The sequence below is a fragment of the Geothermobacter hydrogeniphilus genome (genome assembly GCF_002898515.1).
GTDB lineage: Bacteria > Desulfobacterota > Desulfuromonadia > Desulfuromonadales > Geothermobacteraceae > Geothermobacter_A.
In genome coordinates, this window is the sequence record NZ_PPFX01000004.1 from 123174 (window position 1) to 147582 (window position 24409).

The window sequence follows — 24409 nt, forward strand, 5'->3', positions numbered from 1 at the left end:
GCAGGAAAAGCGGTTGATCCGCGTGATTATCCTTCGCTGTCGGTTTCCTCCGGTTGTTTTGCCCCGCGCAACTGCCAGGAGCGCCAGATCAGGTAGACGACCGGAACCAGGATGAGGGTCAACAGGGTTGCTGAAACCATCCCGCCGACCATCGGCGCGGCGATCCTCTTCATCACCCTGGCGCCGGTTTCCTGACTCCACATGATGGGCAGCAGGCCGCCGATGATGGCGCAGGCGGTCATGGTGATCGGACGAACACGTTCCGCGGCCCCTTCCATAACTGCATCATAGAGTCCCTCCCTGTCAAGAGGCCCCTTTTCAGCGCGCTTTTTCTCGAAAGCCTGGTCGAGGTAGATGATCATCACGACGCCGATCTCGACGGCGACACCGACCAGGGCGATGAAGCCGACCATGACGGCGACACTGATATTGTAGCCCAGCAGGTACATGAACCAGATACCGCCCAGTACCGAGAACGGTACTGTCAGCATGACGATCAGGACCTCGGTCAGGTTGCGGAAGTTGAGGAAAAGCAGCAGGAAGACAATCAGCAGGGTCACCGGAACCACCACCTTGAGTCGTGCCCGCGCCTCCTGAATGTACTCGTACTGGCCGCTCCACTGGATGCTGTATCCCGGCGGGATGGTGATTTTCTCCTCGATCAGGGCCTTGGCCTTTTCCACGTAACTTCCGACATCCTGGTCGGCGTTGATGTCGACATAGATCCAGGCCTGGGGTCTGGCCCCCTCGGTCTTGATCGAGGGCGGACCCATGCGGGGGAAGATATCGGCTACCTGCTCAATGGGGATCTGGGCGCCGGTCGGGGTGGCGATCAGCACGCGACGCAGTTCTTCCGGGTTGTGGCGCAGATCTCTCGCGTAGCGGACGTTGACCGGATAGCGTTCGAGTCCTTCGACGGTCCTGGTGACATTCTTGCCGCCGATGGCCGACTGGATGACGTCGTTGATGTCATCGACGGTCAGGCCGTAACGCGCGGCCTGGTCGCGCTTGATGACGAAATCGAGATAATAACCGCCGGCAACGCGTTCGGCGAAGACGCTGCGGGTTCCGGGCAGCCCGCGCACCACCGGTTCGATCTCTTCGCCGAGTTTCTGCAGGACCTTCAGGTCGGGACCGGTCAGCTTGATGCCGACCGGGGTCTTGATGCCGGTGGAGAGCATGTCGATGCGGGTCTTGATCGGCATGACCCAGGCGTTGGTGACCCCGGGCAGGCGAACCAGTCGATCGAGTTCGTCGGACAGCTTTTCAATGGTCATGCCCGGGCGCCACTCCTCCTCCGGTTTCAGAATGATGGTGGTTTCGAGCATTGAAAGGGGTGCCGGGTCCAGCGGAGAGCGGGCCCGGCCGACCTTGGCCAGCGAGTGTTTGACCTCCGGCAGGGTCATGATCAACTGGTTGGTCTGCTGTGCGACCGCCGTCGCTTCAGTGATCGAGACCCCGGGAAGCATGGAGGGCATGTAGAGCAGGTCCCCCTCGTTGAGGGGCGGGATGAATTCGGAACCGAGCTGCCGATAGGGGATGATGGTCAATACCAGGAACGCAAGGGCTGCGGCCAGCACCACCCAGCGCAGTTTCAGCGCGGCTTTCAGGACCGGTCGATAGAGCTTGGAGAGAATGCGATTGACCGGGTTCTTGTGTTCGGGAAGAATCCGCCCGCGGATCAGGTAGCCCATCAGGATGGGTACGATGGTGATCGACAGGATGGCTGCCGCCGCCATCGAATAGGTCTTGGTGAAAGCCAGGGGAGTGAACATGCGGCCTGACTGGCCGGTGAGGGCGAAGACCGGCAGGAAGGAGACCGCGATGATCATCAGGGAGTAGAAGAGCGCCGGGCCCACCTCCTTGGTGGAGTCGACGATGATGTCCCAGTGAGGTTTCCTGCCCCGGTCCCGTTCGAGATGCTTGTGGGCGTTCTCGATCATGACGATTGCGCCGTCCACCATGGCGCCGATGGCGATGGCAATGCCGCCGAGGGACATGATGTTGGCACCCAGCCCCTGGAAATACATGACCGTCATGGCGATCAGGATGCCGACCGGCAGGGTGAAGATGGCGACAAACGCCGAACGCAGGTGCAGCAGGAAGATCACGCAGACCAGGGCGACAATAATGCTTTCCTCGATCAGTTTGCCGCGCAGGGTGTTCTGGGCCCGGTGAATGAGGGCCGAACGGTCATAGATGGGGACGATTTCAACCCCTTCCGGAAGGCCGGGTTTCAATTCCTCGATCTTCTGCTTGACCCGGTTGATGACATCGAGGGCATTGTTCCAGTAGCGCATTTCGACAATGCCGACGGCGGTTTCTCCGAGTCCGTCCAGGTCAATCGCGCCGCGTCTGATTTCGGGTCCGAGACTCACGTTCGCGACATCCCGGATCAGGATCGGCGTGCCGTTCATGTCGACACCGACCGGAATCTGTTCGATATCCTTGACGCTCCCGATGTAGCCGATTCCCTCCACCATGTATTCGGTCTCGGCGTACTCCACCACCCGGCCGCCAACGTCGTTGTTGCTGCGCCTGACCGCGCGGATCACCTTGCTGAGCGGCTGGTTGTAGGCCAGTAGCTTGTTGGGGTCGATATTCACCTGGTACTGTTTGACGAATCCACCCACCGAGGCGACGTTGGCGACCCCCGGTACGGTCTGCAGCTGATAGCGCACGTACCAGTCCTGCAGACTGCGCAGTTCGGCGAGGTCGTGTTGGCCGCTGTGATCGACCAGGGCGTATTCAAAGACCCAGCCGACCGGGGTGGCGTCGGGACCGAGGACCGGCGTTATGCCTGGCGGCAACTGATTTTGTACGAAGCTGAGGTATTCGAGTACCCGGCTGCGTGCCCAGTAGATGTCGGTGCCGTCTTCGAAGATCACGTAGACGAAGGAAAGACCAAAAAAGGAGTAGCCGCGAACAACCTTGGCGTTGGCAACCGCCAGCATCGTGGTGGTGATGGGGTAGGTGACCTGGTCCTCGATGATCTGCGGCGGCTGTCCCGGCCACTCGGTGAAGATGATGACCTGGACATCGCTGACATCCGGTAGGGCGTCCAGCGGGATGCGTTTGAAAGCGAAGATTCCTGCGCCGATGGCGGCGACCACCGCGAGGGCCACCAGGAACTGGTTGCGAACCGACGCTTCGATCAGTTTACGCAGCACGCGTCACTCCTTGGGATGGGGGGCGGGCATGGTCATGGCGTCAGGGTTGTTCATCTTCTTCGACATGCCCCCGCCGTTTTTTTTCATTGCGGGCATTTTCATGCCGGGCATGGTTTGCTGCTGCTCACCGGTGGTCGGCGCCACCGCTGGCGAAGTCTGGCGCATCTTGTCGATGGCGGCCTGCAGGCTGCTTTCGGAGTTGATCAGGAACTGGGCCGAGGTCACCACCCGATCCCCTTCCTGAAGTCCTTTGAGAACTTCGAATTCGTCACCGACCTGGGCTCCCAGTTTAATCTCGCGCGGGGCGAAACGATCGCCGTCGAGGGCCACCAGCGCGATGTCCCGTACACCGGTGCGGATAACGGCCTGAACCGGGACGGCGAGCCCCTGCCGGTTGATGTCAACTTTTATCGATACATTGGCCCACATGTCAGGTTTCAGGTCGAAGTCGTCGCTGTTGGGGAAGGAGATGCGTACCTGCAGGGTGCGGGTCATGTTTTTCAGGTAGGGATAGATATAGATGATTTTCCCGCGATAGGTTTTTCCCGGTTGGTAGGCGAGGGTGATTTCCGCCTCCTGGCCCAGTTTCAGCCAGGGGGTTTCGTATTCGTAGATGTCGGCGTAGACCCAGATGGAGGAAATGTCGGCAATTTCGTACAGGTTCTGGCCGGGCTTGACATAGCCTCCTTCCGGTACGTTTTTGCGCACGATGATGCCTTTGAACGGCGCGTGCAGCGCCATGGTGCGAGTGATTTCACCACGCTCGCGCAGAGTCCTGATCTGGGCTTCGCTGATATCCCAGTAGCGCAGTCGCGCTTCGGTGGCCCGCAGCAGGCTGTCGGCTCCCGCGGAGATGCCTGAGACCGGACTCTGCTGCAGTCGGCGCTGGTACTGAAGGGCGACCAGGTATTCCTCCTGGCTGGAGACCAGGTCAGGGCTGTAGATGGTCAGCAGCTGTTGGCCCTTTTCGACCACCTGGCCGGTGAAGTTGACCTCCTGGCGCTCGACCCAGCCGCCGATTTTGGGAGTAATCCTGCGGACCCTGGTTTCGTCATAGGCAACCCGGCCGATGGTGCGGATGTTTTTATTGAGGCGTTTGCGGACCAGGGTGACCGTCTTGACGCCAATGTTCTGCCTTGTTGCCGGGTCGATGGTGATCGTCCCCGGCGGTCCGGATGCCTTCGCTCCTTCATAGACCGGAACCAGGTCCATACCCATGCGGTCCTTGCCCGGGGCGGGGTAGGTTTCGGTCGGGTTCATGGGCGAGCGCCAGTAGAGAACCTTTTGTCCCTGCCGGGAGGCTGAAGGTTCGGACGATGGTTGTGTGAGATTCAGAAAGTAGAAGGCCGTTCCGCCGACAGCGAGAATGACTGCGGCCAGGGTGAGGATAGTCCAGGTGATCCAGGTACGCTTCCGGTTCGTGCGATTCATGGACAGGGCCTCTTTCCTGGAGATTTTATTTCGCCGACATGGTCAGCTCTCCGGGGGCTGCTCCGGTGATATGAATGGGAAGGTGATGAAAACGGCCTGCCCGAAGCTCATGGCCAAAAGGACTGTCGACGCGCCCCCCTGGATCAAAATCTATCAGATCCGGTCAGCCTTGCAAGGCAACCGGGTCCTGGTCGGGCAGGTGCCGGCTGCTTGCCAACGGCCCTTCGGGGATTAAACTTGTAACCGAGGGGTCGTTGGGGGGGGACGTCAAACTCTGGGGAGGTGCGCCATGAAAGAAATCAAGGCTTACATCCGGACGAGCGCCCTTGAGGCGGTCATCGAAAACCTGCAGAAATGCGGTGCGCCAGGCGTTACCGCCATCAATGTCCATCCGGTCGGCTACGGTTTTGACCAGCGGTATTCGCTGAAGCTGAGAAAAGCTGAGGTCACAGAGAAGTTTTACGACATCACCAAGCTTGAACTGGTCTGTGACACCGAGGAGTTGGATGGCTACGTCGATGCCATCGTCGAAGCTGCGCATACCGGAACATCGGGGGATGGCCTGATTTTTGTCTCCGATGTCGATGAGGTGATCAAGATCCGCAACCGCAGTCGGGGAACCAATATCGCCGCGGTGTCGGCAGAGGCTTAAGGAGGCCCTCCCCGTTACAGGGAGGGCCGCGCGGCCACGTGTTTCTCCCCGGCCTCCCTACGGCCGAAGTCGGACAGAGACACCCGATCGCTTCAGATTTCCCCCCGTTCGTGCATTTCGATCAGGCGCTCGAATTTGCGTTCCATGCCGCTGATGATCTCCGCGTGGCCTGCTCCCAGGTCATCCCACAGGAATGCCAGTAGCGCCTGCCTGACGCAGATGTTGCATTCACTGGCGTGGGAGTCGAAATCCCCGCCGACCTGACCTTTCTGCCAGTAGCAGTAGAGCAGGTTGTCATGCCCCATGCGGTTGCAGAAGCAATAACAGGGGATGATTCGCCCTTTGTCCTTGACGTTGGCTGCGCCGAGCAGGTCCGGGTTCTTGACCGCGACCTTGTAGCTGATTTCAATCGGATCGTCGGTGTAGACGAAGCTTGGGAACCGGTATTTGTCCCAGTCTTCGTCCGGGTATTTCTGTTCCAACCGGGCTTCGACCCGATCCGCCAGATCCTCCAGCGACATCGTGTAGATGCGTTCGAATTCCTTCTTTTGCGCGGCATTCATGGCCAGCAGCGGGCTTGCCGGCAACAGCAGCCCCAGCGTTGTCAACAGGACGATGAAATGTTTCATGGTTTTCTCCATTGCGATAGCGTCTCCAGGTTTCAGTTGACCCTGCCCGGCGGGCAGGGGTGGTTTTTCAGCTCATCCCGTGAGCCTCAACCGCCGCCCGGCGGCCAGATCCAGCTCCAGTTCGGACCCCGGCACCAGAGCCCGATGGCGATGAAGACCAGCTGGGAACAGAGCATCAACATCAGCAGCAGCTGCCAGGGACGGGCACCGGGTGCCAGCCAGCGTCCGCCCCCCCGTTCTCTCCGGTCAAGCCAGGGCAGCAGGGCCAGGAACAGGATCATCAGGCTCGGGACAATCACGCCTCCCCAGGTGGCTGAATAGCTGACCATCTCCTGGAATCCGACGAAGTACCAGGGGGCCTTGGCCGGGTTGGGCGGATGTCCCGGATCGGCCCTTTCACCAAGGGGAGCATTGAGCCACAGCGCGAGCAGCAGCAGGACCGTCAGGGTGATCAGGGCAACGCTTCCTTCCGCCCGGTAGAGCCAGGGGCGGGCGGGGAGTTCGGCGGGGGTTTCACAGGGGGTGGCCAGTCCGCCGTCCCTGCGGACGCGCCACAGGTGCAGCCCCGCCAGGCCGACCAGCCCGCAGGGGACCACCGCGGCATGAATGGCGAACGCGCGCAACAGGGTTTCCGCGCCGATCTCTTCTCCACCGAGCAGGAAGACCTTGAGGGGATGGCCGAGCAGCGGCAGGTAATCGGCGAGGCTGGAACCGACCTTCAGCGCCCAGTAGGCAAGTTGATCCCATGGCAGAAGGTATCCGGTGAAGGCGCCGGCGAAGATCAGGAACAGCATCAGCAGGCCGTAGCACCAGTTCAATCGCCGGCCCCGGTAGCCGGCGGTCAGGGCCACGCGTGCCAGGTGCAGGACCGCGAGGATCAACAGGGCGTTGCCGGCCAGGTAGTGCAGGTTGCGCAGCAGGGTGCCGAAACGCAAGGTCGTGGTCAGATGCAGGATGCGTTCATAGGCCCGTTGCTGGTCCGGCAGGTAGTAGAGCAGCAGGGTCAGCCCGGTGATCAGCAGGATGCCCAGGCAGGTCATGGCGGCGATACCCAGGCCCAGGGTCGTTTTCGGGTGCAGGCTGCGCAACCGAACCCGGGCGGGATGCAGGTGGTCGAGAAAGTTGCGTTGCGGGCCGTTCATGCCGGGCTCTCCTCGCGCGGGTGCCAGAATGGCCTGGTCTGCTTGCGGCCGCTGAGGACCCAGATTGCGCCGTGATGCAGGCGCAGCCTGTGCCACGGCAGATCACGCGTGGCCGGGCCGTTGTAGACCTGGCCGCGGGGTCCGAATTCCGATCCATGGCAGGGGCAGTAAAACCCTCGCTCGTTGACGGTGACCAGGCAGCCGAGGTGGGTGCATTCGAGGCTGATGGCGGCGATTTTTTTTGGTGAAACCAGCAGGGCGACCTTCATCTGCGGCAGAGGCACCACCCCGTCGGGAGGCAGCTGGTCGAGCGGCAGCAGACGCTGCCAGCGGGCTTCGGAGAAGCGCCTGGCCCCGGACCAGATATCGAGCAGGATGGCGCCGCCGAACAGGCCGAGAAGCGCCAGCAGACCTTTCAACAGCCTGCGTCTGATCAGATCACTCATGGTTGTTCTCCCACGGACAGTCTGCGGACTTCGCGAAGCAAGGCCCAGATCTGCTGTTCATCGAGTTCGCCGAGCCAGGGCGGCATGGCGGTGCCCGGTACACCGTAGGTGATGGCTCTCAACAGCTGGTTGTCACTGCGCGATACGATGTAGCCGGTGTTGGTCAGGTTGCGTGGCGACGGTTGCAGCCGCAACCGCGCGGCGTCCGGACCGCGGCCGGTTCCGCTGCGTCCGTGACAGCGGATGCAGTACTGTTGGAACAATTGTTGCCCGGCCGCCGCGGGAAGCGCGAATTCCGGTTTCGGCGGCAGTTCCGGCAGCCTCCGCTTGGCGTAGCGACCCCCGCCGATAAAGGCTTTGAACAGGAGGTCAAGCAGCATTTCCCGTCGTTCGGGGGACAGCAGCCGGGCAAAGCCGGGCATCGAGGTTCCGGGTATCCCCTGTGCCAGACTCTGTTGCAGTTCCTTGTCGGATTTGCCGGCGAAAAAGTTGCGGTTGTTCGCAAAGGCCCGCGGCATCTGGGCCAGGTTGGCGGCGATCGGCCCCAGGCCGTTGCCGTCGGCGGCGTGACATCGCTGGCAGAGCAGCATGTACAGATCGCGGCCCTCGACGGCTTTGGTCAGGCGGGTCTGCTGAAGTCGATCGGCGTTCTGGCGCAGTTCCGTTACCAGCAGGCGTTGTTCCGCGGCTGTCAGGCGGATCGCCGGCATGCGCGCGCCCCCGATCAGGGCTGTCGGATCGCCGGGGAAGTCGGCCAGGTAGGTGCCGGTCCGCAGCAGTCCGCTGTAGCTCAGGTCAGGTCCGATACGTCCGTCGTCCCGGTTGTAACGATGGCAGGCGATGCAGCGTTTGCGCTGCAGGAGAGCCTGCCCCGGAGAAAGTTGTTCACTGCCGGGGAACAGATCGTCCGGTTGAAGCAGGCTCTTTTTCTGCAGTTGAGCCAGGGGCGTCTGGAACAGCGGACGGGCGGTGCGGCTTTTCAGGAACAGGGCGATATTGCGGGCCTGACGTTTCGATAACGGATAGCGCGGCATGGTCGAGTTGACCGGCTCCCGTCCCGGTTCGCGAATGGCGGTCACCAGTTGATCGATTCCCAGGTGGTCGCCGACGGCCGTCAGGTCGGGGGCGTAACGGCCGCTTTGTTGCAGCCCCGCGAGCGGATGACAGCTGTCGCATCCTTTCTGCAGGTACAGACGATAGCCGTTCCAGGCTTTTTCAGCGCCGGCCAGGGGTTGCAGGGGGTGGCAGCGGTAGCAGCTTGCCTGAATATCCTTTTTTTTCAGAATGGCGCGGGCGCCATTGCCCGGCAGTCCGTGGGAAACAACCAGGTCAAGCGCCATCCCCTCGCCGAGATGGCAGCCGGTACAGCCCAGTTCCGCAGTTTCATGCGGCGCGATGTCGGGATGCGGGCTGCCGGTTGCGGTGCTCCCTTCCGGGTGGCAGGAGGTGCAGTGTTCACGTACCGGGGTGCCGCCGAGATTGATTGTGACATCGGCAATGTCGCCGTCGAGCGGCCAGGGGTTGCGGCTGATCCCCATGAACAGGATGGTTCCCAGCACAGCGAGGGCCGCGGCCAGCGCCGCGATGTAGAGTGGGGTGACCCAGCGTGGAGGAGACAGTTGATTCATGATCGCCAAGAAGATTCAGCTTTTATGCCAGCATCAATGGATGGCGTCGCAAAAACTCACCGGCAGCTGCGTTGCAGCGTTTGTCTCGCTGCTTCGACGTACGTAAGTACGCCTCATTGCTCGACAAACGCGCGCCTTGCTGCCGGCGTTTTTTGCTTGGCCAACACCATTTTGCTTTCTTGCTAAAGCATCAATGTTTACAAAACATACAAGAATTTCCTGTGATTACAATGAATTGTGTGATGGTCGAGGTTTGTTTCACCCTCGTATTCCAAATTCGCGCAACGAGCCGTGTAGAGTATTCTTCACATTGCTGTTGAATATTCGGCAAATCCACTGCCGGGAGTTCTCGCCGGGTGTCCCGAAGTTGATCTGAAGCTCGTAAAAACAGCAGGTTGTTTCTGCTGGAGGGGGTTGGCACGGGATGTGATATGGCTCCCCCTGAGTTTTGTTGAACGAATTCTTGCGAAGGGGTGGTCCATGAGCATGAAACGACGTTACCTGATCTTCCTTGTCCTGCCGCTGGTGCTGTTGGCCGTTGCCGCCGGCTGGTGGCTGAAACCGGCCGGTTTCAATCGGGCCGAAGCGGCACTGGCCGAATACAGCGTGGACAAGCTTTCCTGTGGTTCCTGCGTGCAGAAAATCAACGAGGCCCTCCAGCCGGTCGCCGGGATCGGTACGGTTGAGGTCAGCGTGACCAGCGGCCGCAGCCGGGTGGAGTTTGATCCCTCCCGAACCAGCAGTGCCGAAATCGGCCGGTTGATAACCGAGGCCGGATACCCGGCCCGATTGAGGACCGAACTGAGCCCGGCGGAATATGCCGGTCTGCGCCAGGAGCAGACCCGCCTGGGGGCCAAGTACGTTGCCAGGGTCGGTTCGCGGCTGGTGGCGCGTGATGACTTCGAGCAGGCGTTGAAGCTCCGGCTTGGAGATCGCGAGGCGTCCCCCGCGTTGCTTGAGCAGCTGCGTCGGCAGCTCTGGGAAGAACTGCAGCAGCGTGAAATTCTGCTGGCCGCCGCCGAGAGTAGTGGAGTCGTGGTGCAGCCGGGTGAGGTCGATGTGCGCCTCGAAAAACTGCGCCAGGGACACGACGATCTGGACCAGTTGGTGACCAGACGTTTCGGCAGCATGGAAGCATTCCGTCGCCAGCTGCGCAACGACATGACGATTGAAAAACTGATGGCGGCGAAAGTCCCGACTGACATCACCGATCCGGCGCAACGGCAGCAACGACTGCAGCAATGGTACGGCGACCTGGTGCAGCGGACCGAGGTGGTCATTTTCGATCCCCAGCTCAAGCGTGTCACCGCCGGCGGCGGTGACTGCGGCAGTGGCAGTGGTGGCTGCTGCGGCTGACACCCGATTCAGACCTGAACCAAAGACAAGGAGTTTGTAGAGATGTCCGATCGTCAAACCAAACGTGACCAGTTCAAGAACGAAGAAAAGAAGTCGACCGGAAAGTTGCTGTTGCCGGGGATTCTGGCCCTGCTGGCGATTGTCACCGGTGCCGCCTGGCTGCTGCTCGGTTCCGGCGGGACTGCCGGGACGCGCACCGTAACCGCTGCCGACGATGGTGTCATCCGCCTTGCGGCGAGTGATTTCGATGGCGGCCGGGCGCAGTTCTTCCGTTACGAAAGCCGGCGCGGCCCGATCACTTTTTTCGTGGTCAGGAGCCAGGATGGTGTTATTCGTGCCGCTTTTGATGCCTGCGATGTCTGCTACAAGGAGAAAAAAGGTTATCGGCAGGAAGGGGACGCGATGATCTGCAACAACTGCGGTCAGTCGTTCCCCTCCAACATGGTCAATATCGTCAAGGGGGGGTGCAATCCGTCCCCCCTGTCGCGGCAGCTGGCCGGGGGGCAGGTCCTGATCCAGGTTGCCGCCCTGGAGCAGGGAGCCAGGTATTTTTAACGGCATGAGACATCAATATGGCGCCAAGAAGAGCGGGCGCCCTGATGACAGGACGTCAGTGTCCAGATCTAAAGGCTTGAATTATGCGTCTTGAAACCATCACCTTCAATAACCTGAAACGCCGTAAAGGGCGGGCGATCTTTCTGCTGACCGGTCTGCTGATCGGGGTGGCGACGGTGGTCGCGCTGTTGTCGCTGACCAATGCCCTGGCCGAGCGGGCCCGGAATGAACTGGAGAGCTTCGGCGCCAATATTCTGATCACGCCGCGCAGCGATCAGCTGGCGCTCAGCTACGGCGGCATCACCCTCGGCGGTGTTTCTCTGACCGCCCATGAGATCGCCGAGGATTCCCTGGCCGCGATCGGTACCATCCCCAATAACCGCAACGTGGCGGCGGTTGCGCCCAAGGTCCTTGGTGCGGTCGAGGTCGCCGGAGGGCGGGCCCTGCTGATGGGGGTTGACCCCGAGGTCGAGTTCGGGCTGAAAAAATGGTGGCAGTTGATGGGCAGCCGTCCCGAGGCAGATGACCAGCTGGTCCTCGGCAGCGCCGCGGCGGCCCGGCTCGGACTGGCCATCGGTGACACCCTGGATGTTTCGGGGAAGCGGTTTCGGATCAGCGGCGTGCTGCAGCAGACCGGCAGTCAGGATGATCAGTTGCTGATCGCCAGGTTGCCGGTTGCCCAGCGGCTGCTCGGCAAGCCGGGACAGGTTTCGTTGGTCGAGGTTGCCGCCCTCTGCGCCAACTGTCCGATCAGCGACATGGTCAACCAGATCAGCCGGGCCCTGCCGGATGTTGAAGTGCAGGCGGTACAGCAGGTGGTCAAGACCCGGATGCACGCCATCTCTCAGTTTCGTATTTTCGCCTGGGGGGTTGCCGGGGTGGTGATCCTGGTCGGCGCCCTGCTGGTGTTTGTCACCATGATGGGGTCGGTCAGCGAACGGACGCGTGAAATCGGTATTTTCCGTGCCATCGGCTACCGGCGCAGCCACGTACTGAGGCTGGTGCTGGTCGAGGCCGGCCTGGTCAGTGCTTTTGCCGGTCTGTTCGGCTACCTGGCCGGGGTCGGCGTGGCTGTCGGCGCTCTGCCGCTGCTCGGCGACGGCAAGGCGGTCTGGCATTTCGATCCGCTGCTTGCCGCGTCGGCGTTGATCGCGGCCGTGGTCGTCGGGCTGCTGGCCGCCCTGCAGCCGGCGCTGCGCGCCAGCCGCCTGGAACCGAGCGACGCGCTGCGGGCACTCTGACCAACCCGAAAGGAACCGATATGGCTCTCATCCGGATCAGTGAACTGACCAAACATTTTGTCAATGGCGCCGATTGCGTCTCCGCCCTGCATGGACTCGACCTGGCGATCGAGGAAGGAACCTTCCTTGGTGTGATGGGGCCCTCCGGTTCGGGCAAGAGTACGCTGCTCGGACTGCTCGGCGGCCTCACCCGGCCGAGTGCCGGCAAGGTGGAGATCGACGGCATCGATCTATATCGCCTGTCGAATGAGAAACGCGCTGATTTCCGCCGTGAATACCTCGGCTTCGTTTTCCAGAGTCACAACCTGGTTCCCTACCTGACCGCCCTGGAAAACGTCATGCTGCCGCTGGCGGTCGGTCGGATGAAGGATGTCGAGAAGAAGCGCTTTGCGGCTGAAGTCCTGGAGCGGGTCGGCCTCAAGGACCGGCTGCTGCACCTGCCGCAACAGCTCTCCGGCGGTGAACAGGAACGGGTCGCCATCGCCCGGGCGCTGGTCAACAAGCCGCCGCTGATCCTGGCCGATGAGCCCACCGGCAGCCTGGACACGACCACCAGCCGGCAGGTGATGGAACTGTTCAGCGAACTGCATCGCGAGGGACAGACCATTGTCATGGTCACCCACAACCGGGACAACCTGGACTGGTTCGACCGCACCATCTTTCTGCGCGATGGACAGATCGTCGAGGAAATCAACCAGCGGCCGGAAACACCGGCGCGGGAGTGCGCATGATCCTCTTCTTTTTCATCAGCCTGGCTTTTCTGACCTGGTTGATCTGCCGGGAGCTTGAACGGCGAACCATTCAGCCGTCCCTGCCGGGCGGTCGTTGCAGTGACTGCGGCGGCGAGATTCAGCCCGACTGGCTGATCTGTCCGCGTTGTCGCAACCTGGTGCAGCAGCATTGTCCGGCCTGCGGCGAGGCCCATGCCTGCAGCGACACCTACTGTCCCTGGTGCGGGGATGCTGTGCGGGAGAAGGCGGCATGAATTCGCGGCGGCTGTTCGGGCGCGATACCCTCTGGCTCGGTTTCTGGCTGGTTGCCGGAGGAGTGGCGGTGGTGGCCTACAATACCTGGTCGCTCTGCTGCGGTGTCTGCTCGGTCGACAACCTGCTGACTCTCGGCTGGCCGGGCTGGATATTGTTGGTCGCCAATCTTGCGGCGATCTTGATCTATGCTATCGTGAGAAAGCTTAACTTCATGAAATCGCAGGTCGATACGTGTTTTTGTGGTTGTCAATTTCAGTCTGGCTGGCGGTATTGCCCGCGTTGTGGAAAGGATCGAAAATGAAATTCCTCTGGCTCTCCCTGTTGCTGTTGATCGCCGTCCCGGCTTTCGGTCATGAAGATCATCCCGGCGGTGACCACATGGCGGGTATGCAGGCGATCAAGGACAAGGTTCCCGCCGAGTACCGGGTGATGGATCGTTCGCCGGTCACCCCGACGGCGGATTCCCTGGCCCGCGGCGCCCGGCTGTTCGCGCGGAACTGCAGCGTCTGCCACGGTCCGGAAGGACGCGGCGACGGTCCCGCGGCGGCGTCGATGCAGACCCGACCGGCCAATTTTCACGATGCTCATCACAGCGGCTTCTACGGTCCGGGGGAGAAGTACTGGATTATCAGCAACGGCCTGAAGAGCAGCGGCATGCCGGCCTTCGGGGCGCAGCTTACCCCGCAACAGCGCTGGGATCTGGTCAATCATGTTCTGTCTCTGCCGCAGAAGGGCATGAATGAGCTCTTCAACTAGGCTGATGAAAAACGCCCATCTGCGGCGTTGTCCTTCCCCCGCGTCAACGACGTACCTTCCGGTACGCCTTATTCCGCGGGGGTACGGACGCCTTGCACCTGGACATTTTTGCTCAGCCTGGGGAACGCAACTTTTCCCCCCAAGTTCTTCCGGGTCACGATGGAAGACGTTCCTGCTCACGCTGTTGTTGCTGGTTCCGGCGGTTTCGGCCGCGGCTTTTCAGCCCGGCGAGGCGGCCCCGAATTTCACCCTCAAGGATCTTGCCGGGCGCGATGTTTCCCTGGCCGATCTCCGCGGACAGCTGGTGGTTCTCGATCTCGGCACCACCTGGTGCCCCGGGTGTCGCTACCAGAACCGGGAACTGGCCAAGATCGATAGCATGTTCGACGACAGCCAGGTCCGGATTCTTGAGATTTTCATGCGGGAGACGGTCGAAACGGTGCGTGGTTTTCTCAAGGGTCTCGATCTCCCCGAGGGCAACGCCCTGCTTGATGACGGCAGTGTGCAGAAGGGCTACAACGTCTATCTGATTCCGCGCGTGCTGATTATCGACGGCCAGGGCAGGGTCAGGTTTGACGCCGGGTTGACCGGGGCTGACGAAATTGAAACACAGATCCGCGCCTTGCTGGCGGAGTCCAAGGAGGTTAAAGAACCATGAAATATTTTCTCAGCATCCTGCTTCTTGTTTTGCTGCTGCCCATGTCGGTGTCGGCTGCCGATTCCCTCGACGGGCTGGTGAAAGAGGCCCTGCAGAACAATCCCGACCTGAAGGCGGCGGAGTCCCGCTGGCACATGTTCGAGCGCAAAATCATTCCGGCGAGTTCCCTGGATGACCCGATGCTCTCGTTTGCCTTTGTTAACTATCCGACGGATTCGTTTGCGGCGGGCGACACCCCGATGACCGGCAAGGATTTCAAATTGTCGCAGAAGTTTCCCTTCCCGGGGAAATTGGGAACCAAGGGGGAGATCGCCGAGCAGAAGGCCCTCTGGTACAAGGGAGCTTATGATGATCTGAAGCTGCAGTTGACCCGCAAGGTCAAGGATGCCTGGTATCGGCTTTTCTATCTTGATCGCGCCGTTGCCATCACCAACAAGAACATCAGCATTCTCGATGATTTCATCCGTCTGACGGAAACCCGCTACCAGGTTGGCACCGGTATTCAGCAGGATGTACTCAAGGCCCAGGTCGAACGCTCGAAACTGATGGACCAGTTGTTCACCCTGCAGCAGCAGCGCAAGACCGTGCAGGCCGACCTGGACAGCCTGCTGAATCGTCCCACCGAAACCCCGATTGAGACTCCGGAGATTGTTCCCGTGACCAAGGTCGAGCAACCATTGCCGGAGCTGCAGTCGATATCGGAGCAAAAGCGACCGCTTTTTGCCGCGTTCCAGTCCATTGTCGATCGCTATAAAGCCAAGCGCAAGCTGGCCAAACTTGAATACAAGCCGGATTTCAATCTCTGGGGCGGTTATCGTTTCCGCGAGGAGGCCGGCAACGACCCGGTCGACGGTCAGGATTTCGCCAGTATCGGTATCAGCATCAACCTGCCGATCTATCTTGACAAGCGGGATGAGGCTGTTGCCGAAGCCGATTCCGGTATCCGCATGGCGCTGCAGCAGTACCATGAGTTCCGCAACCGGGTCAGTTTCAATATCCACGATGCCTTCGTGCAGATGGAGAAGGATCATGACCTGGTGCTGTTGTACAAGACCGGCATCGTGCCGCAGGCTGATCAGACGTTCAAGGCCAGCCTGGCCGCCTACCAGGTCGGCGATGTCGAATTTCTCAGTCTGCTGGATGCCCTGCTCAAGCTCTACAGCTATGAAATGGATTATTACCGGGTCCTGGCCGACCACGAACGCGATGTGGCCCGCCTGGAAGCGGAATCCGGCCTCAGGTTCAGGGCCGTCGAAAAGATGGATACCAAACCCCAGCCCTAATGGAAGTCAGCGTCCACCAGAACTGACGATGCAAAGGAACAGATCATGACCCGAGCAGAAAAAATCAGCCTTTCACTCTTTCTTCTTTTTTCGACGGTTTTTGCCGGAGAGGCTCTTTTCAACCAGATATGTGATCGTATTTTCGATTGTCCGGACAAATGGCATATCGGTGAAGCCCAGGCTGCCGGAGAGAAATATACCTGCGGCATGCATCCGATGGTGATTGTCGACGAACCGGGCACCTGTCCGATCTGCGGCATGGAGCTGGTGCCGCTCAAGGCCGGAACCGGCGGCGGGAGTGCCTCCGATAAACCTGCCGGGGAACGGAAGATCAAGTACTGGCAGGCACCGATGGATCCGACCTACATCCGCAACGAGCCGGGCAAGTCACCGATGGGGATGGATCTGATCCCGGTTTACGAGGATGAAGCTCCGGGCGGATCGCAGATTTCCATTGATCCCGTGACCGCGCAGAACATGGGGGTGCGGACGGCTGTTGCCGCGAAGCGGGATATGAGCCGGACCATCCGCACCGTCGGCCTGATTGCCTATGATGAACCGAAACAGTTTTCCATCAACAGCAAGATCGCCGGCTGGGTTGAAAAGCTGTATGTCAATGAAACCGGACAGTTTGTCAAGAAGGGGCAGAAGCTCCTGGAAATCTACAGTCCGGAGCTGGTTTCGGCCCAGGAAGAGTTTCTTCTGGCGCTGAATAATCGGAGCGCCCTGGCCAGCAGTTCCTTCCCGGAGATTGCCGAAGGCGCCAACCGCCTGCTTGAGTCGTCCCGCCGGCGGCTGCAGCTCTGGGATATTTCTCAGGATCAGATCCGGCGTCTGGAAAAGACCCGCAAGGTCGAAAAAACCCTGGTTCTGCGGGCACCCTATGACGGCATCGTCAACATGAAAATGGTTAACGAGGGGATGTATGTCAAGGCGGGCCGGGAGCTGTTTCAGATCTCCGATATTTCCAAGGTCTGGATTTATGCCGACATCTATGAATACGAACTGCCGTGGGTTCGGGTCGGCCAGCGGGCTGAAGTCATCCTGCCCTTTGTCGGAGAGAAGAGCCTGACGGCCAAGGTGGTTTACATCTACCCGTACGTGGAACCGAAAACCCGGACGGTCAAGGCACGGCTGATTCTGGACAACCCGGGTTTTCAGCTGAAGCCGGACATGTATGTCAATGTCCGCCTGAAATCGGAAACTGTCAAGGACGCGCTGGCGATTCCGGCCGAAGCGGTTCTCTATTCAGGGGAAAAACAGACCGTCTTCATCGCCCTTGACGGGGGCAAGTTTGAGCCTCGTCCGGTAAAAGTCGGTATCCAGGATGACAATGGAATGATCGAAATCAAGCAGGGGGTTCTGCCCGGGGACCGGGTTGTCACCAGCGCCCAGTTCCTGCTTGACTCGGAAAGCCAGTTGCGGGAAGCCATCGCCAAGATGCTCGAAGTGCAGTCCAAAAAGACGGCCGGCGGGAAAGACGCGTCGATGTCTGCCGACGACATGTCCGGAGAGGACAAGCCGGCCGGGAGTACCCCCGCCGGGTCCAAACAGGGCAAGCAAGGGAACGCCGAGGATCTGTTCTGAAGAAAAGACCCTGGTGCCGGCAAGTTTTTGTAACTCCTGACTTTCTGGAATGATGAGATGCTTGAAAAAATAATTGAATGGTCCATAAAAAATAAGTTCATGGTTGTCCTGGCGACTCTCTTTTTTATTGTCGGGGGCGCCTACACCATGATGAGAATGCCCATTGATGCTATCCCGGATCTCTCGGATGTGCAGGTTATCGTCTTCACCGAATATCCGGGCCAGGCTCCGCAGGTGGTTGAAGACCAGGTCACCTATCCGCTGACCACGCAGATGCTGGCGGTGCCGGGGGCGAAAGTGGTCCGCGGTTACTCGTTCTTCGGCTTCTCCTTTGTCTATATCATTTTCGAGGATGGAACCGATCTCTACTGGGCGCGATCGCGGGTTCTGGAATATCTCAATTATGCCGCCGGCCGACTGCCGCCGGGGGTGACGCCGGCTTTGGGGCCGGATGCCACCGGTGTCGGTTGGGTTTACGAGTACGTCCTGGAGAGTGACAATCACGATCTGCAGCAGTTGCGTTCGATCCAGGACTGGTTCCTGCGCTACGAGTTGACCAGTGTCCCCGGGGTTTCCGAGGTCGCCTCCATCGGCGGTTATGTCAAGCAGTACCAGGTTGAGGTTGATCCGGACCGGCTGCTCGCCTACCACATCACCATCCCGCAGATCAAGAAGGCGATCCAGCGATCCAACAACGATGTCGGCGGGCGGCTGGTCGAGATGGCCGAAACCGAATTCATGGTTCGTGGACTCGGCTATATAAAGTCGGTTGAGGATCTGCAGAATGTCGTTGTCGGTACCGACCGGCGCGGCACGCCGATCCTGCTGCGTGACCTGGCCAAGATACATCTCGGACCGGAGCTGCGTCGCGGCTTGGCGGAGCTGGACGGGGAAGGTGAAGCGGTCGGCGGTATCGTGGTCATGCGGTTCGGCGACAACGCCCTGAAAACCATTGAAGGGGTCAAGGAAAAACTCAAGCAGCTTCAGGCCGGTCTGCCGGAAGGGGTCAAGATCAAGTCCGTCTATGACCGCAGCGGTCTGATCGAGCGGGCGGTTGATACCCTGAAAGAAAAGTTGATCGAGGAGAGTATCGTGGTGGCCGTGGTCACGGCCCTGTTCCTGTTCCACCTCTCCAGTGCGCTGGTCGCGATCGTGACCTTGCCGATCGCCATCCTGATGGCCTTTATCATCATGTACTGGCAGGGGGTCAATGCCAATATCATGAGTCTCGGCGGTATCGCCATCGCCATCGGTGCGATGATCGACGCGGCCATTATCATGATTGAAAATGCCCATAAACATCTGGAGCGCGATCGGGGCAAAAAGCCGCACTGGGATATTATTGCCGATTCGGCCAAGGAGGTGGGCCCGGCGCTCTTTTTCTCCCTGCTGGTGATCACCGTTTCCTTCTTTCCGGTTTTCACTCTCGGGGAACAGTCGGGGCGGTTGTTCAAGCCGCTGGCCTACACCAAGACCTATGCCATGGGCGCCGCCGCCCTGCTTTCCGTAACCCTGGTTCCGGTGCTGATGGGCTGGTTTATCCGCGGCAAGATTCCCGATGAGGAGAAAAACCCGATCAATCGCATCATGATCAGGGCCTATCACCCCGTGGTCGACTTCGTCCTCAAGTGGCGCTGGCCGGTCCTGATTGTCGCGCTGCTGCTGACCTTCACCAGCATCTATCCGCTGAAAAAAATGGGTTCGGAGTTCATGCCGCCTCTCTACGAGGGCGATCTGCTCTACATGCCGACCACCCTGCCGGGAATTTCGATCACCAAGGCCAAGGAACTGCTGCAGCAGACCGACCGGATCATTCGCCAGTTTCCCGAGGTTCACCATGTCTTCGGCAAGGTCGGGCGGGCCGAAACCGCCACTGACCCGGCTCCCCTGTCGATGATGGAGACGACCATCATGCTCAAACCGGAGGATGAATGGCGCAAGGTCCATCATGATCGCTTCTATACCAACTGGCCGGATTATCTGGAAATACTGAAAAAGCCGCTGCGCTGGATTTTTCCCGAGATGGGGACGATCACCGTTGATGAACTGAAGACGGAGATGAACAACGCCATCAAGTTTCCCGGCCTGACCAACGCCTGGACCATGCCGATCAAAACCCGTATCGACATGCTCTCGACCGGGATCAAGACCCCGGTCGGCATCAAGATCATGGGGGATGATCTTCAGACCCTGAGCGACATAGGGGAAGAGATCGAGGCGATCGTGCGCGATATTCCCGGTACCCTGAGTGTCTATTCGGAGCGGGTGGTCGGCGGCAACTATCTCGATTATGACATCGACCGCCTTGCCGCCGCCCGCTACGGCCTGACCGTCGGCGATGTGCAGGATGTCATCCAGTCGGCGGTTGGCGGCATGAATGTCACCCAGACGGTCGAAGGCCTGGAACGTTACCCGGTGAATGTGCGTTATGCCCGTGATTACCGTAATGACCTGCAGTCACTTGAACGGGTGCTGATTCCGCTTCCCGACGGCAAGCATATTCCGATTTCGCAGGTGGCCAAGATCCACATCAGAAAAGGACCGCCCAGCATCAAGAGTGAAAATGCCCGGCGTACCGCCTGGATTTACGTCGACCTGAAAGATATTGACGTCGGCACCTATGTCGCCAATGCCCAGGCAGAGCTGGCGAAAAAGATCAAGCTGCCGGCCGGTTACAATATCGTCTGGAGCGGACAGTATGAATACATGCAGGCGGCGGCCGCCAAACTGAAGGTGGTCATTCCGCTGACCCTGCTGATCATCTTCGTCATCATCTATACCAACACCAAGGGGCTGGTTAAGACCGGTATCATCTTTCTCGCCCTGCCGTTGTCGCTGGTCGGATGTTTCTGGTTCCTGTACGCCCTCGACTACAATATGTCGGTGGCGGTCTGGGTGGGAATCATTGCCCTGGCCGGAATTTCCGCGGAAACCGGGGTGGTGATGCTGCTCTACCTCGACCTTGCTTTCGAACTCTGGAGAGACAGTGGTCGCATGAACAACCTCGGTGACCTGACCCAGGCGATCCACCACGGCGCGGTCAAGCGTATCCGGCCGAAGATCATGACCATCTGTGTCATCATCGCCGGTCTGGTGCCGATCATGTGGAGTCACGGTGCCGGTGCCGACGTTATGAAGCGGATTGCCGCGCCGATGGTCGGCGGGGTTATCACCTCGGGGATCATGGAACTGATGGTCTTCCCGGTTATCTATTTCATGTGGCGGGGATTGAAACTGAAGCACGAGTTCGAACCGACCGCGATGGAAGATATTCACGACTGATGCAGACTTCGGCTCATCAGCTTGCCGGGCGCAAGCCCGTACCACAACCAAGGAGAACAAGAATGAAGATGACTGGAAAACTCGTATTGATCGCTGTTTTTATGTTGACCCTGCCGTTGGCTGCAATGGCTGACGGCGACCACGGCAAGAAGATGGACATGGACCACGGCAGCATGAAAGGCATGGACCATGACAAAATGAAAGGCATGGACCATGGTGACATGAAGAGCATGGGCCATGACGGCATGAAGATGGACGGTGACATGATCATGCTCGGTAATGACAGTGACGAGGGCGTCAAGGCCATGGCTCACGCCAAGGTCTATGATCAGGCGGGGCGTGATGCCCTGGCCAAGATGGGGATGAATTCAACCCATCACCTGATGCTCATGTTTACCGATGAAAAAACCGGCAAGCCGGTCACTGAGGGCAAGGTCGCCGTCAAGGTGAAGCATGAGGGCGGTGAAGAAAGCAAACCCGTCATGCTGATGGCGATGAAAATGGGGATGGGAACCGGTTTCGGCGGCGACATCAGCCTGCCCGAAAAAGGTGAATATGAAATCAAGGTCGGCACCCGGCTGGCCGACGGCAAAAAACGTCAGTTCAAGTTTGAAATCGAGGTCAAATAACCGGCTGTTGCTCTGACAAACCGGGGGGAGGCGGCGATCGCCTCCCCCTTGATTTTCTCCTCAATCGGGAGTCGATGAGTGCGAGCCCGGGCGGAAGGATTCGGAGAACGGAAAAATCCTGTCGATCTGCCCGCAATCTCTCTTGTCAGAGCCCTGCATTCTGTCTCCAGGAACAAAAGCCCGGCATTTCATCGCTGGTTTTTTTCACGCACGACATTCCCGCATCACCGGAAAAAAATTGCGCAGCCGGTTTCCGCGTTCAGCATACCGGTTGCCGTTCATCATGACTGGAGTCAGGCGGGGGGCGCCGCGAAAACCTGATGGGAAAACGGTTGACCGGCTGAGAAGGTCCGCCGACGTTCTCTTTTTCTTTATTGGAAGGATTTTGTTGTATGAGTCAAGCGATCAAGCAGTCCATTGAAAATCTGATCACCGCGATCTCCAGCAAGCCGCAGATGGCCACCTCGGTCTTTCGGGCCTCCTCCTACTCGGAGCAGGACAGTCTCGCGGTGGAGTCACGGATGCGGGGCTTTACGACGGCCATCGATGAACCCCTGGAACTCGGCGGCACCGACAGCGGTCCGAATCCGGTGGAAATGCTCCTTGCCGCCCTGGGGGGATGCCAGGAAATCGTCTACCGGGCCTATGCCTCGGTCATGGGGCTGCGGATCGAGCGCATTGAAGTCCACGCCAAGGGATACCTGGACCTGCGCGGATTGCTCAACCTGGCCGAGGTCCCCGCCGGGTTTTCACAGATTTCATTCACGACCCGGATCGTGTCGGACGAACCGGAAGAGAAGCTCCGTCACCTTGCCGAGATGGTTGAGCGTCATTGCCCGGTCATGGATACCCTGCAGCGGCCGGTGCCGGTTGCCGGCAAGGTCGAGGTGGTGACCTCCGAGGGAGCCGCCGGGGCAGGAAAGGTTATTCTCGCAAGCGCCCCGGATAATCCTTCTGTGTCGGGTGACTAGCGATGTCGGGTACACTGTCGGTGAAAAAACTTCTCGGCGCGGTTCTCCTGCTGGGCCTGTTGCTGCTTTGCGGCGGCTGCATGCACCTTCCGCATTCCGGCCATGCCGGTTCGGCGGGATCATCCGCGGCCGGCGCCCCGATGTCGGGCATGAATTGCGGCGGATTGGATCACCAGGCGATCGACAATCAGGCGAAGGCAGCAAGCGGTGAGCGTCACAGCCTTTTCCCGGAGGGACAATCTTCCACCTGGGCCTGGCTGGCCGGCGGCGGTATGGCCCTGATGATGGTCCTGGTGATGCTCTGACGGCAACCCCGCGCCTGTTCGGTAACTGTTGCCCGAAAGAGGCAACCGGGGAAGGGCTTTCCCCGGACAAAGGAGAAGGGACGAAATGATGAAAAAACTGTTGTTCTTCGGACTGATGTGGGCGATTCTGGCGGTAGCTCCCCTGACTTCTCTGGCGGCTTCCTATCCGGTTGGAGATGGCGTCAAACTGTTTCTGGAAGAACCGTCATCTCCCTGGAAAGTGTCTCCCCGTCCCCCCGCGTTCCTGGTCAGGGAACGGGCCGAGCACCTGCATCCGCCGCAGCTCGAAGCGGCGCGCAAGGCCGGCATCAATGACCCTGAGGATGTGGCGCGCAAACTGTTGAGTATCAACGAACTGTTTGCTTTCAACGCGGAGACCGGTTCACACATCGAGATTGATTTCAGCGCCTTGAAGGACGGCGAAGATCCACCGACGGAAAAGGTTGTCAAGACTTCCGCCTCCTACGCCGGCGAGGGGCTCTCCAGCGAGGACGGGATCACCGGCGCCCAAACCGAGGTCAGACGTTTTCCGATCGCCGGAGCGGACATCAGCTACCGGTTGGATGCTGAATACAAGCTTCACGGGAAGCCGGTCCGCTTTATCGGTGTCATCGGTTTCGCCGCCAGGCACTGGTTTTTCATCTATTACACCGGTCCCGGAAATGGTGCCGATGACGTGGCCGTGGTTGAGAAGCTGCTGGCCTCCTGCCGGATTGAGGCGCAGTGAGTTCCGTTGATTCATCCTTGCGTTCAGGATCGCGGCAGCGCGGCAGGACCCGGTAAACCTTTTCCGGGGAAGGTCGTCTAAGGGAGGAGTGATTCAGCTGAACAAAACACTTTTCAAGGAGCAGACGATGATCAGAATTTATCTGTCGATTTTAGCCGTCCTGTTGACCGCGCTTCCGGTATCGGCCCGGGGCTTGAGTCTGGAGGTCGGCCTGGATGTCACCAGCGGCGATTATGGGACGGATGAGACGGTGACCGGGGTGACGATTCCGTTGACGGTCAGTTACAGCGCCGAGCGTTACAGCCTTGCTGTCACCCTGCCCTGGGTCAGCCAGTCGAAGGGGACCACCGTCTTCATGGGCGGGCGTCGTTTTGACAACGGCGTGCCAGGGGGGACGATCATCGGAGGAGGTGGAATGGGCAGCCGCCGGATCGATACCACCGAGTCGAATTCAGGTCTCGGAGATGCCTCGCTGGATGCCGACCTGGTTCTCTGGCGACCCGCCTCCGGTCCGGAGATCCGCCTGCTGGGTTATCTCAAGGCGCCGACCGGGGATGATGACAAGGGTCTGGGAACCGGTGCCTGGGATTTCGGCGGCGGCCTGTCCGCCCGGCAGGATCTTAGCGACTGGTTCCTGGATGGTTCGTTGCGCGCCATCTTCCCTGGAGAAAATGGTGATTTCCAGCCCGATCAGTACTGGGACTGGACGGCGTCCGTCGGTCGTTACCAGGGCGAACATCTCTGGTTTTCGGGTGGGCTGGAAGGCGCGACCGCTCCCTATGACGGTGGCGATAATGCCCTGGAAGTGGTCGGTCGTTGCGGCTGGGATGGCGAGGGTTTCGGATTCGGCGGCCACCTGCTGGCCGGTTTGAGCAATGGCAGCCCGGATATCGGCGGCGGCGTTTTTGTATATCGGAGCTTTTAGTGTGAAGTAGAAACCCCCGTCCTCTGGACGGGGTCAGAGTCCTTTGGCTT

At 59.9% G+C, this 24409-nt stretch carries 23 protein-coding genes; 17 read left to right on the plus strand and 6 right to left on the minus strand.

From position 1 onward, the window contains the following. Window positions 1–26: 26 nt before the first annotated feature. Together C2E25_RS03200 and C2E25_RS03205 are read right to left on the minus strand one after the other, a co-directional pair. On the minus strand, window positions 27–3170 hold the full coding sequence (locus C2E25_RS03200) for an efflux RND transporter permease subunit (RefSeq protein WP_103114344.1): 3144 nt from the start codon (window positions 3168–3170) through the stop codon (window positions 27–29). Between the two features lie 3 nt (window positions 3171–3173). Continuing rightward, window positions 3174–4601, minus strand: coding sequence for an efflux RND transporter periplasmic adaptor subunit (locus C2E25_RS03205; RefSeq protein WP_103114345.1), 1428 nt, complete (start codon window positions 4599–4601; stop codon window positions 3174–3176). 289 nt (window positions 4602–4890) lie between these two features. Here C2E25_RS03205 and C2E25_RS03215 point away from each other — a divergent pair, with 289 nt between their 5' ends. Next, on the plus strand, window positions 4891–5253 hold the full coding sequence (locus C2E25_RS03215) for a P-II family nitrogen regulator (protein WP_103114347.1): 363 nt from the start codon (window positions 4891–4893) through the stop codon (window positions 5251–5253). Between the two features lie 92 nt (window positions 5254–5345). Here the strand turns inward: C2E25_RS03215 and C2E25_RS03220 are convergent, their stop codons facing one another. The 4 genes from C2E25_RS03220 to C2E25_RS03235 form a co-directional block, all read right to left on the minus strand. Beyond that, a complete protein-coding gene (locus C2E25_RS03220; RefSeq protein WP_158247109.1) occupies window positions 5346–5882 on the minus strand; it encodes a PCYCGC motif-containing (lipo)protein in 537 nt (178 codons plus the stop codon). 86 nt (window positions 5883–5968) lie between these two features. Continuing rightward, entirely contained in the window at window positions 5969–7024 is a 1056-nt protein-coding gene (locus tag C2E25_RS03225) for a cytochrome b N-terminal domain-containing protein (protein WP_103114349.1), read from the minus strand. Beyond that, complete coding sequence (locus C2E25_RS03230; RefSeq protein WP_103114350.1) at window positions 7021–7470, minus strand: ubiquinol-cytochrome c reductase iron-sulfur subunit; 450 nt, start codon at window positions 7468–7470, stop codon at window positions 7021–7023. Before C2E25_RS03230 ends, C2E25_RS03225 begins: the two co-directional genes overlap by 4 nt. Then, a complete protein-coding gene (locus C2E25_RS03235) occupies window positions 7467–9098 on the minus strand; it encodes a c-type cytochrome (RefSeq protein WP_103114351.1) in 1632 nt (543 codons plus the stop codon). Before C2E25_RS03235 ends, C2E25_RS03230 begins: the two co-directional genes overlap by 4 nt. 480 nt (window positions 9099–9578) lie before the next feature. On the opposite strand from C2E25_RS03235, the gene C2E25_RS03240 reads away from it, so the two are divergent. The 16 genes from C2E25_RS03240 (at window position 9579) to C2E25_RS03315 (ending at window position 24359) form a co-directional block, all read left to right on the plus strand. Next, window positions 9579–10454, plus strand: coding sequence for a cation transporter (locus tag C2E25_RS03240; RefSeq protein WP_103114352.1), 876 nt, complete (start codon window positions 9579–9581; stop codon window positions 10452–10454). 42 nt (window positions 10455–10496) lie between these two features. Further along, entirely contained in the window at window positions 10497–11009 is a 513-nt protein-coding gene (locus C2E25_RS03245; protein ID WP_103114353.1) for a DUF2318 domain-containing protein, read from the plus strand. Between the two features lie 83 nt (window positions 11010–11092). Continuing rightward, the gene (locus C2E25_RS03250) at window positions 11093–12250 is read left to right on the plus strand and encodes an ABC transporter permease (RefSeq protein ID WP_103114354.1); all 1158 of its coding nucleotides are present in this window, start codon (window positions 11093–11095) and stop codon (window positions 12248–12250) included. Window positions 12251–12270: 20 nt separating this feature from the next. Further along, window positions 12271–12981 carry an ABC transporter ATP-binding protein gene (locus C2E25_RS03255; RefSeq protein ID WP_103114355.1) on the plus strand — a complete coding sequence of 237 codons (711 nt, stop codon included), beginning with the start codon at window positions 12271–12273 and terminating at the stop codon, window positions 12979–12981. After that, complete coding sequence (locus tag C2E25_RS03260; protein WP_103114356.1) at window positions 12978–13235, plus strand: zinc ribbon domain-containing protein; 258 nt, start codon at window positions 12978–12980, stop codon at window positions 13233–13235. The genes C2E25_RS03255 and C2E25_RS03260 overlap by 4 nt, the downstream gene beginning before the upstream one ends. Then, window positions 13232–13537 carry a hypothetical protein gene (locus C2E25_RS03265; RefSeq protein ID WP_103114357.1) on the plus strand — a complete coding sequence of 102 codons (306 nt, stop codon included), beginning with the start codon at window positions 13232–13234 and terminating at the stop codon, window positions 13535–13537. The genes C2E25_RS03260 and C2E25_RS03265 overlap by 4 nt, the downstream gene beginning before the upstream one ends. Continuing rightward, window positions 13534–13992: a c-type cytochrome gene (locus C2E25_RS03270; RefSeq protein WP_103114358.1), complete on the plus strand. Its 459-nt coding sequence runs from the start codon at window positions 13534–13536 to the stop codon at window positions 13990–13992. Before C2E25_RS03265 ends, C2E25_RS03270 begins: the two co-directional genes overlap by 4 nt. 184 nt (window positions 13993–14176) lie before the next feature. Further along, window positions 14177–14650 (plus strand): TlpA family protein disulfide reductase, encoded by a 474-nt coding sequence (locus C2E25_RS03275; protein ID WP_158247110.1) that lies wholly within the window; start codon window positions 14177–14179, stop codon window positions 14648–14650. Then, window positions 14647–15933, plus strand: a complete 1287-nt coding sequence (locus C2E25_RS03280) for a TolC family protein (RefSeq protein ID WP_103114360.1) — start codon at window positions 14647–14649, stop codon at window positions 15931–15933. Before C2E25_RS03275 ends, C2E25_RS03280 begins: the two co-directional genes overlap by 4 nt. 45 nt (window positions 15934–15978) lie before the next feature. Beyond that, complete coding sequence (locus C2E25_RS03285) at window positions 15979–17520, plus strand: efflux RND transporter periplasmic adaptor subunit (RefSeq protein ID WP_233189319.1); 1542 nt, start codon at window positions 15979–15981, stop codon at window positions 17518–17520. 57 nt (window positions 17521–17577) lie between these two features. Continuing rightward, complete coding sequence (locus C2E25_RS03290) at window positions 17578–20802, plus strand: efflux RND transporter permease subunit (RefSeq protein WP_103114361.1); 3225 nt, start codon at window positions 17578–17580, stop codon at window positions 20800–20802. A gap of 68 nt (window positions 20803–20870) precedes the next feature. Further along, window positions 20871–21431, plus strand: coding sequence for a hypothetical protein (locus tag C2E25_RS03295; protein ID WP_146032886.1), 561 nt, complete (start codon window positions 20871–20873; stop codon window positions 21429–21431). A 392-nt stretch (window positions 21432–21823) separates the two neighbouring features. Further along, on the plus strand, window positions 21824–22402 hold the full coding sequence (locus tag C2E25_RS03300) for an OsmC family protein (RefSeq protein ID WP_103114363.1): 579 nt from the start codon (window positions 21824–21826) through the stop codon (window positions 22400–22402). Window positions 22403–22404: 2 nt separating this feature from the next. Continuing rightward, window positions 22405–22707, plus strand: a complete 303-nt coding sequence (locus tag C2E25_RS03305) for a hypothetical protein (RefSeq protein WP_103114364.1) — start codon at window positions 22405–22407, stop codon at window positions 22705–22707. 88 nt (window positions 22708–22795) lie between these two features. After that, complete coding sequence (locus tag C2E25_RS03310) at window positions 22796–23434, plus strand: hypothetical protein (protein ID WP_158247111.1); 639 nt, start codon at window positions 22796–22798, stop codon at window positions 23432–23434. 127 nt (window positions 23435–23561) lie between these two features. Further along, on the plus strand, window positions 23562–24359 hold the full coding sequence (locus C2E25_RS03315; RefSeq protein WP_103114366.1) for a transporter: 798 nt from the start codon (window positions 23562–23564) through the stop codon (window positions 24357–24359). Window positions 24360–24409 lie beyond the last annotated feature (50 nt).